The sequence below is a fragment of the Agathobaculum sp. genome, assembly GCF_050946325.1.
In the GTDB taxonomy this organism is placed as follows: Bacteria; Bacillota; Clostridia; order Oscillospirales; family Butyricicoccaceae; genus Agathobaculum.
On record NZ_JBMNUP010000069.1, the window covers coordinates 1 to 8,902 of the forward strand.

General features: G+C 50.4%; 11 protein-coding genes and 1 pseudogene. 9 read left to right on the top strand and 3 right to left on the bottom strand.

Annotation, left to right across the window (positions count from 1 at the left end; genetic code table 11):
* Window positions 1–286 precede the first annotated feature (286 nt).
* The 3 genes from ACOYIE_RS06690 to ACOYIE_RS06700 are packed head-to-tail and all read left to right on the top strand — an operon-like array spanning window position 287 to window position 1,767.
* Window positions 287–610, top strand: a complete 324-nt coding sequence (locus tag ACOYIE_RS06690) for a thioredoxin family protein (RefSeq protein ID WP_433411636.1) — start codon at window positions 287–289, stop codon at window positions 608–610.
* Window positions 611–623: 13 nt separating this feature from the next.
* Window positions 624–1,553, top strand: a complete 930-nt coding sequence (trxB, locus tag ACOYIE_RS06695) for a thioredoxin-disulfide reductase (protein ID WP_433411638.1) — start codon at window positions 624–626, stop codon at window positions 1,551–1,553.
* Window position 1,554: 1 nt separating this feature from the next.
* Window positions 1,555–1,767, top strand: a complete 213-nt coding sequence (locus ACOYIE_RS06700; protein ID WP_433411640.1) for a DUF6132 family protein — start codon at window positions 1,555–1,557, stop codon at window positions 1,765–1,767.
* A gap of 80 nt (window positions 1,768–1,847) precedes the next feature.
* Here the strand turns inward: ACOYIE_RS06700 and ACOYIE_RS06705 are convergent, their stop codons facing one another.
* On the bottom strand, window positions 1,848–2,288 hold the full coding sequence (locus ACOYIE_RS06705) for a MerR family transcriptional regulator (RefSeq protein ID WP_433411642.1): 441 nt from the start codon (window positions 2,286–2,288) through the stop codon (window positions 1,848–1,850).
* 118 nt (window positions 2,289–2,406) lie between these two features.
* Between ACOYIE_RS06705 and ACOYIE_RS06710 the strand changes: the two genes are divergently transcribed.
* From ACOYIE_RS06710 to ACOYIE_RS06720, 3 genes and pseudogenes are all read left to right on the top strand, one after another.
* Window positions 2,407–2,949, top strand: a complete 543-nt coding sequence (locus ACOYIE_RS06710) for a flavodoxin family protein (RefSeq protein WP_433411644.1) — start codon at window positions 2,407–2,409, stop codon at window positions 2,947–2,949.
* A 107-nt stretch (window positions 2,950–3,056) separates the two neighbouring features.
* Window positions 3,057–3,470, top strand: a pseudogene (locus ACOYIE_RS06715) (cupin domain-containing protein); the annotation flags it as partial.
* Between the two features lie 18 nt (window positions 3,471–3,488).
* Window positions 3,489–4,478 carry an alpha/beta hydrolase gene (locus tag ACOYIE_RS06720; protein ID WP_433411646.1) on the top strand — a complete coding sequence of 330 codons (990 nt, stop codon included), beginning with the start codon at window positions 3,489–3,491 and terminating at the stop codon, window positions 4,476–4,478.
* Window positions 4,479–4,595: 117 nt separating this feature from the next.
* On the opposite strand, the gene guaA is transcribed toward ACOYIE_RS06720, so the two are convergent.
* Window positions 4,596–6,140, bottom strand: a complete 1,545-nt coding sequence (gene guaA / locus ACOYIE_RS06725) for a glutamine-hydrolyzing GMP synthase (RefSeq protein ID WP_433411648.1) — start codon at window positions 6,138–6,140, stop codon at window positions 4,596–4,598.
* 205 nt (window positions 6,141–6,345) lie between these two features.
* Here guaA and ACOYIE_RS06730 point away from each other — a divergent pair, with 205 nt between their 5' ends.
* On the top strand, window positions 6,346–7,287 hold the full coding sequence (locus tag ACOYIE_RS06730; protein WP_433411650.1) for an S-layer homology domain-containing protein: 942 nt from the start codon (window positions 6,346–6,348) through the stop codon (window positions 7,285–7,287).
* 162 nt (window positions 7,288–7,449) lie between these two features.
* Here the strand turns inward: ACOYIE_RS06730 and ACOYIE_RS06735 are convergent, their stop codons facing one another.
* Window positions 7,450–7,734 (bottom strand): DUF6506 family protein, encoded by a 285-nt coding sequence (locus ACOYIE_RS06735; RefSeq protein ID WP_433411652.1) that lies wholly within the window; start codon window positions 7,732–7,734, stop codon window positions 7,450–7,452.
* A 135-nt stretch (window positions 7,735–7,869) separates the two neighbouring features.
* Here ACOYIE_RS06735 and ACOYIE_RS06740 point away from each other — a divergent pair, with 135 nt between their 5' ends.
* The gene (locus tag ACOYIE_RS06740) at window positions 7,870–8,115 is read left to right on the top strand and encodes a PF20097 family protein (protein ID WP_433411654.1); all 246 of its coding nucleotides are present in this window, start codon (window positions 7,870–7,872) and stop codon (window positions 8,113–8,115) included.
* Window positions 8,116–8,462: 347 nt separating this feature from the next.
* Window positions 8,463–8,902, top strand: a 440-nt coding sequence (locus ACOYIE_RS06745) for an MATE family efflux transporter (RefSeq protein WP_433411656.1), incomplete at its 3' end; no start/stop codon positions are given.

An 8,902-nucleotide genomic window follows, 5' to 3' on the forward strand; every position in this document is an offset into this window, starting at 1 on the left:
CTCCTATTCTTTTGTGTCTTTTATACTATCATAATTCTCCTTATTCCGCAAGATATTGCCGCGTCATCCTGCACAGAAATCAACGTTTTTTCGCCTATTGCAACCGGCTCTTGCAACCGGTCCATCGAATTCAGCCGCGCGCATTGTTCTGACAGCGGCAGAGACCAGTCCGCAGAAAAACGAAAATAAACAACGCGCTTTTTCCTTTGGGTGATTTTATCACGGAAGGCCTCTGCAATGCTGGGTATACTATAAACAACAAATAAAGAAAAAGGAGCTGACAGATATGGCGGCTATCAATATGAATCAGGAATTATTTGAAGAGATGCGCAGCGGAAGCACCCCCCTGTTGGTGGATTTCTGGGCGCCATGGTGCGGATATTGCCGCAGAATCAGCGCCCCTTATGACAAAATCGCAGAGGAATACAGCGGCCGGCTCACCGTCGGAAAAGTCAATGTTGACGAGCAGGCACAGCTTGCCGCAGCCGAGCAGATTGAAGTACTGCCGACTCTGGTGCTGTACCGCAACGGAGAAGCGATTGATTCTATCGTCGCCCCTACTTCAAAGGCAATGATCGACGAATTCATCCGCAATGCACTGACCGAGTAAAGAAGGTATTTCTATGAATCAGAATCATGTTTACGATATGATTATCATCGGCGGCGGCCCTGCCGGCTATACGGCAGCTCTTTATGCCGCACGCGCGGGGCTGGATGCCCTTGTACTGGAAAAACTATCGGCCGGCGGCCAGATGGCGCTGACCCATCAGATTGACAATTATCCCGGTTTTGAGGATAGCATCGACGGATTTACGCTGGCGGAAAAGATGCAAAAGCAGGCAGAGCAGTTTGGGGCCAGAAGTGAATACGCTGAAGTCAGCCGTTTGCATCTTTCAGCGAATCCGAAAGTGATTGAAACCAGCGAGGGTTCTTTTTATAGCAGGACGGTTGTGCTCGCTGTCGGCGCAAATCCCAAAGAGCTTGGCGTGCCGCACGAATCCGAACTGGTTGGCAGAGGCATCGCCTATTGTGCAGCCTGTGACGGAATGTTTTATAAGGGAAAAACCGTAGTGGTTGTCGGCGGCGGCAACACCGCCGCTTCGGATGCGCTGCTGTTGAGCCGTATTGCAGAGAAAGTGATTGTTGTCCACCGCAGAGACACGCTCCGTGCCACAAAAATCTATCACGAGCCTCTGATGCAGGCCAAAAACGTGGAATTCCGGTGGAACAGCACAGTTTCTGAACTTTTATATGACACGAGACTGACCGGCGTCCGCCTTGCAGATAGCAAGACCGGTGAGCTTTCCGCGGTATCTTGCGACGGTGTGTTTGTCAGCATCGGAAGAAAGCCTGCTACCGAACTTTTGCAGGGGCAGCTAACGCTTTCCGCTGATGGATATATTATTGCGGATGAAACGACAAAAACCAATATCGCCGGTGTATTTGCCGTTGGTGATGTGAGAACGAAACCGGTTCGCCAAGTAGTAACCGCTGTGGCAGATGGCGCTACGGCTGTTCATATGGCGGAAGAATATCTGGCCGGAGGGATTTGATATGAAAAGTAAACTGAAAAAATGGATTCGCCCTGCCCTGTTTATTCTGGGCGGCGCGCTGGCGGGGCTTGTCTACTACTATTTTGTCGGCTGTCCGTCCGGCAGTTGCTCTATCACTTCTACCCCTCTAAACGCCATGGTCTATATGGGTATTGTTGGTTGGCTGCTGTCTATTGTATTCGGAAACGATTGTCCGGGCGGATGCGATATGTGAATAATGCAAAACCGCGAAAGCATGATGCGCTCATGTTTTCGCGGTTTTTTTATTCTGCGCAGTGCTGCAAGACCCTGTATCTACGCTTTATGCGCATTTTCATACGCCGGACGAATCTCATCCGGCAAATGATTGGGAAGCATTTTGCTCAGCCGCTCTTCACCGCCATCCTGCATGGCCTGTTCATAGTACCAGCACTTAAATTTCAGCATATCCAACACTTTATTCAGCCGCGTTATCTCCGCTTCCAGGTTTTTTCGTTGTTTTTCAAACAATGCCTTTCGTTGCGGGTAGGTTGCTTTCCCTTCTGCGCACCAATCCATAAACTGTTTGATATCCTTAATCTCTAAACCTGATTTTTTCAGGCATTCTATAACGCGAAGTGCTTCTATTTCTGTATCGCTGAATTTACGGATGCCGGAAACACGTCTTATCTGTGGGAACAGGCCCTGTTTATCATAATAGCGCAAGGTTGATATGGGCAACTGAAACATTTCAGATACTTGACCAATGGTATACATAAAAAAACACTCTCCACTTTTTATATTTTTCTCTTGACCTAAAGTCAGGTTTATGTTTTACCATAAGTATATCAGAAAAAACAAAATTATCAAGCGCTTAAAAAGGAGGGCTTACTGCATGAAAAAAGTTTTTATCATATCATCCAGTCCCCGTAAAGGGGGAAATTCCGAAGCGTTGTCCGCAGCATTTGCCAAAGGGGCCAGCGATGCAGGACACGAAGTCGAAACCGTTTATCTCCGCGAAAAGAAATACGGTTTCTGTACCGGCTGCCTGGCCTGTTCCACACGCGGCCGATGCGTTCTCAACGACGATGCCGTTGAAATCGCTGCCAAAATGCACGATGCTGATGTTCTTGTTTTTGCAACGCCGATTTATTACTATAGCGTCAGCGGACAGCTGAAAACCCTGTTGGACCGCGCCAATCCGCTTTTTGGCTCAGACTATTCTTTTACCAGGGTTTACCTTCTGGCTGCCGCAGCAGAAGATGCGCCCTATGTTGTGGAAGGCGCAGTCAAGGCAGTGCAGGGCTGGGTCGACTGCTTTGACCGCTGCGAACTTGCAGACACCATTTTTGCCGGCGGTGTAAACGAGATAGGCGATATCGCCGGCCACCCCGCCATAGAGCAAGCATATCGGGCCGGCAGGGCAATTGCACCATAAGCCTGCCGCAGAATGTCAACAACAGAAACGGATAAATCACAAAATCCGGAACAAGGGAATGGAACAAAATGTCAGATACGCAAACTGCAAAAAAGCTGCACACGCAGGCCATGCTCTTCCCTATCGGTCAGCCCAATGCTGCCTATGCGCAATACTTTACCGGAGAAAGCTTTTTGGCGCCAATCTCCACCAAACAGATAAATATTTTTAACGTTACGTTTGCGCCCGGGTGCCGCAACAACTGGCATATTCATCATGCCCAAAGCGGCGGAGGACAAATTTTGGTCTGTGTTGCCGGACAGGGCCTTTATCAGGAATGGGGGCAGCCTGCCGTTATTCTGTCGCCGGGCGATGTAGTCAATATCCCCTCCGGCGTCAAGCACTGGCACGGCGCTGTACCCGGCAGCTGGTTTTCGCACTTGTCCATTGAAGTCCCTGGCAGCGGCACAGAAAACGAGTGGTTGGAACCGGTAACGGATGCGGATTATTTGGCACAGTGCGGCGGTGTATCTGACGTATGATTTGGAAAGGAACACAGAATGACAGCCGAACAGTTACATCTTACAGACGTATGGGACAAGACTTTCCCCAGAAGTCAAAAAACAAATCACAAAAAGGTTACGTTTGTCAACCGATACGGAATCACTTTAGCCGCCGATTTATATGTGCCAAAACAGAAAGCCGGCAAACTCCCTGCCATTGCAGTGTGCGGCCCTTTCGGCGCCGTGAAAGAGCAGGCTTCCGGCTTGTATGCACAAAAAATGGCGGAGCAGGGCTTTTTGTCCATCGCTTTCGATCCATCGTTTACCGGAGAAAGCGGAGGTATGCCGCGCTATGTAGCGTCGCCTGATATCAATACCGAAGACTTCTGCGCAGCAGTTGATTTTCTTTCTGTTCAGGCCGATGTTGACCCTGAGCGGATTGGAATTATCGGCATCTGCGGCTGGGGCGGCATGGCGATCAATGCTGCGGCTATCGACACCCGCATTAAGGTCACAATTGCTGCAACCATGTATGACATGTCCAGAGTCAATGCAAATGGATACTTTGACAGCGAGAACAGCGAATCGGCCCGCTATGCCAAAAAGAAAGCGCTGAATGCGCAGCGCACGGAAGATTATAAAACCGGCACCTATGCGCGGGCCGGAGGCGTAGCCGATCCGCTTCCAGACGACGCGCCGCAATTTTTGAAAGATTATTATGCCTATTATAAAACCGATCGCGGTTATCACCCCCGCTCGTTAAACTCAAACAGCGGTTGGAATACCACATCCGCCTTATCCTTTATGCATATGCCAATTCTGACACATTGCCATGAAATTCGTTCTGCCGTTTTGCTGATTCATGGTGAAAAAGCCCATTCCTGCTATTTCAGCAGGGATACCTACGCAGCAATGGTCAGCCACAATTCTTATGCGCAAAACAAGGAGCTGTTATTGCTGCCCAACGCAAACCATGTAGACCTTTATGATCAAACGGAAATCATTCCTTTCGCGTATATCAAAGCGTTTTTTGACCGTTACTTCTGAAAACGCCCATACCTTTTTCGCCGCATAGAAAAAGAGCGAACCGTCCTGCACACAGGTCGGTTCGCTCTTTTGTTTTTTTCTGTATGGATAGCGGCTTTATATTATCACCGTATCCGCTTACTCCCATTCGATCGTAGACGGCGGTTTGGACGTGATGTCATACACAATGCGGTTGATATGGCCCACCTCATTGACGATTCGTACACTTACGCGGTCGAGTACCTCATACGGGATGCGTGCCCAGTCCGCGGTCATAAAATCGGTCGTTGTTACCGAGCGCAGCGCAAGGGTATAATCATAGGTTCGACCGTCTCCCATCACGCCGACCGAACGCATATTGGTCAGCACCGCAAAGTACTGATTCATTGTGTGTTCCAGTCCGGCCTTTGCGATCTCATCGCGGAAGATGAAATCCGCTTCACGCAGGGTGTCCAGTTTTTCTTTCGTAACATCTCCAATGACGCGAATTGCAAGACCCGGTCCCGGGAACGGCTGACGCATAACCAGATATTCGGGCAGGCCAAGCTCACGGCCCAGCTGACGCACCTCGTCCTTAAAGAGCAGCCGCAGCGGTTCGATGATCTCCTTGAAGTCCACATAGTCGGGCAGGCCGCCTACGTTATGATGGCTCTTGATGACCGCTGCATCGCCCGCACCGGACTCGATTACATCCGGATAAATCGTACCCTGCACCAGATAATCAACCTTGCCGACTTTCTTGCCTTCTTCTTCAAAGACACGGATAAACTCCTCACCGATGATCTTCCGCTTGCTCTCCGGCTCTGCGATACCCGCAAGCTTGCTGAGGAAACGCTGCTCGGCATCCACCCGTACAAAATGGATGTCCCATTTAGAAAATGCAGCCTCTACCTCGTCTCCCTCATTCTTGCGCATCAGACCGTGATCGACAAATACACAGGTGAGCTGACTGCCGACCGCCTCCGCGAGCAGCGCCGCCGCAACCGACGAATCCACACCGCCGGACAGCGCCAGCAAAACCTTGCCATCGCCGACCTTTTCCCGAATGGCTTTGATCGAGGTGTTTTTATAGTCCTCCATCGTCCAGTCACCCTTGGCATGGCAAATCTCATAGAGGAAATTCTTCAGCATCAGACTGCCGTTTTCGGTGTGATTGACTTCCGGATGATACTGTACGCCGTAAAAGCCGCGCGCTTCATCTGCGATTGCCACATTCGGGCACATCGCTGTATGCCCGACAAGTGCAAAGCCTTCCGGCACCTTTGCCATATAATCGCCGTGGCTCATCCACGAAATCCCCTCTGCGGGCAATCCCCGGAACAGCTTGCAGTCCGTATCGTAAAACGTCCCGGTTTTTCCATATTCGCGCGCGGAATCGTCCTGTGCCGCCGTAACCATGCCGCCCAGCATGTGTGCCATCAGCTGACAGCCATAGCAGATGCCGAGCACCGGAACGCCCAACTCGAATACGGCAGGGTCGCACTTGGGTGATGCAGGATCATATACGCTGTTCGGACCGCCGGTAAATACAATGCCGATCGGGTTCAGCGCGCGAATTTCCTCAATCGACGTATGGTACGGTTTTACCTCACAATAAACATGGTGTTCGCGGATTCGGCGCGCAATCAACTGGTTGTACTGACCGCCAAAATCCAACACCAAAACGAGCTGATGCGTTTTCATCACGACTCTCCTTTCTCTGCTGTTCTGTTTTTCGTGTTAAATTATCTCACAAAACCTGCGTGCCTACAAGTATTTTTGCATCTTTTCCCATTTTTATCAGAGTTTCCGAATCTTTTGCAGCATATTTGGAATTTTTATGTATAAAGTCACCAACTGCTGCGCATACTCTGCAGCAACAAACCTTTTCGGAAAGGGTGTATCAATTTTGAAAGATAAAAAGCTATTTATTTGTGCGCTGCTGCTTCCATTCACGCTGCTGTTTTCAGCGGCAGCGCTGCTGGCCGGTCAAAACCCCATCTCTCCCGTAGCCGGCTCTGTCCCCTCGGTGCAGGCGGTTGAGGCTGCTACCTGTTCCGGTGTGCCGATTGAAATTGCGCTCACTGCGGCGGATGCGGAAAATGATATCGTACTGTTTCAGCTTACCGAGCAGCCGCGGCTCGGCACGGCAGTGATTGCAGGCAGCACACTCACCTATTCTCCTGTCAAAAAAACCGGAAAGGACAAGTTTTCCTATACAGCGGTGGATGCCAACGGGAACACCGCCGCGCCTGCGCAAATCACTGTAACCATTGAAAAGAACAAAGCCAAACTGACTTACGCCGATATGGAGGGCAATCCCGCCCACTATGCAGCAATCCGTCTTTCTGCCGCAGGCTTGATGACGGGTGAAAAAATCGGCGGCTGTTTCTTCTTCCGTCCGGCACAGACCATCACGCGCAACGAATTTATCGCCATGGCCGCTACGCTTGCTGCGCTTCCGGTAGAGCCTACCGAGCAGACCGATTTCGCCGATGACAGCGGCTTGTCTCCCTGGGCCAAGCCGTTCATCAGCACAGCCGCTGCGAACGGGCTGGTCAGCGGCTATCCAACAGACGGTTTATCCGAAATACGCGGTCAAAATCCCATCACACTTGCCGAATCCTGTGTTGTGCTAAACAATCTGCTGTCCAATGCAGAAAGCAGTATCCAGCCCGTTGTTTCAGCGCAGCATGCCGCTGATATGGACTGGGCGCAAAGCGCAGTCAGTCAGCTTATGCACAGCAGCGTACTTTCTTCTGAGACTGCGCATACGCCTTCCGACACACCGCTTACACGCCAGCAGGCATGCGAAATGCTATACCGCACCATGGTTTTATTGCAGCAGTAATCCCCCTCGCGCGCTGCAATTCCGGCGCTCACACCCCGTTGGCAGACAACGAGTCCTCCCTTCTTCCCTCAGCCGGATGCAGCGTCTAAAAAACCTCCCTTCGCCCAAATGGCAAAGGGAGGTTTTTTCGCAGACCGCAGTTTTCTGTTCAGCTGCGATTTTTTATTCTGCAAACGCTGCACGATATACGTCGTCCTGTTCCGGTAAATGCGTCACATAGCCTATCGGCAGCTGATTGCCCGTCGCTTCAATCACCGTCTTTGCTCCTTCCTCTCTAAACGCGCCGCACAGCTCTATGCAGTCAATCCCCTGCTCACGCAGCTGTTTTGCAGCAGCGCATGCTTCCTCCATATTGGCAACCCCAATGATCTGCGCATCCCCGCCATGGATGGCCGCTCTGTCCTCATCAGGGCTAAAATTCCCCATAATCAAAAACGCAAACTTCATGGTTTATCTCCTCGCAAATTCAAATTTTTCTTTTTATTACTTTATCATATTTTTTTGCTTCCATCAACAGAGGATGCGGTTGATTCGTCCCAAAAGACATGATAAAATAAGCAAAACAGAGCGGAGTCATTTTCCATGAACTGTCCAAAATGCAGCAAACAGATGACACAGGGAACGTTAGGAGGCCGCGGGTATAACTTCTTTCTTCCTATGGGGGAAACCTATCCAAAACTGTTAAGCGATAAAATACTGAAAAAGAAAAATGCCACCTTATTGCCGTCTGACATATATGGCGGTTGGGATATCAGCGACTGGCCTGCTGCCTTTTGGTGCAGCGAATGCAAAATGTTAGTTGCGGATTATTCTCACTTGATGAAATAGCTCCATCTGCGAAGCAGCCCGTCGTCGGGTGCCCCTCTCCGTCAGCGCCTGCTTCTGCTCATTTGCACGGACGTTCCTAAATCTGTGCAGCCGTAAAAGCACGAGGTTGACAATTTTTTATTCCTATGCTATAGTATCCCGTAGTCATCGGAGGATGTGTAACCGTATATACACGCCGGATAAGATGTCGGATATAGCAAACGGCCGGAGGGCCTGCACTGCCGTAACAGTGCGGGCCGGATAAGGTCTTTTGCTGTCCGGTTATCTTTATCCGGCGTTATTTCATTGTAACGCACCTGACAGAATCTCTCTTTTGGCAAATATCGCAAATCCGTACAGGAGGTTTCATGAATATTCAGCTTTCAGATCATTTTACATATGGGAAACTGTTTCGCTTTACCCTGCCCTCTATTATCATGATGGTTTTCACCTCCATCTATGGGGTGGTGGACGGTTTTTTTGTTTCCAATTTTGTAGGCAAGACACCGTTTGCCGCAGTCAATTTTATCATGCCGTTTCTTTTGATGCTCGGTGCTGTGGGGTTTATGTTCGGAACCGGCGGCAGCGCGCTTGTTGCAAAAACAATGGGCGAGGGCGACGACAGCAAAGCCCGGCACATTTTTTCCATGCTTGTCTATATTTCCATCCTGCTTGGAGTGCTCATAACCGTTCTGGGCCTGATATCGCTGCGTCCTGTTGCACATTTCCTCGGCGCAGATGGGCAGCTGCTGGAGCAGGCTGTGCTCTACAGCCGGGTTATCCTGCCGGCGCTTCCCGCCTATATTTT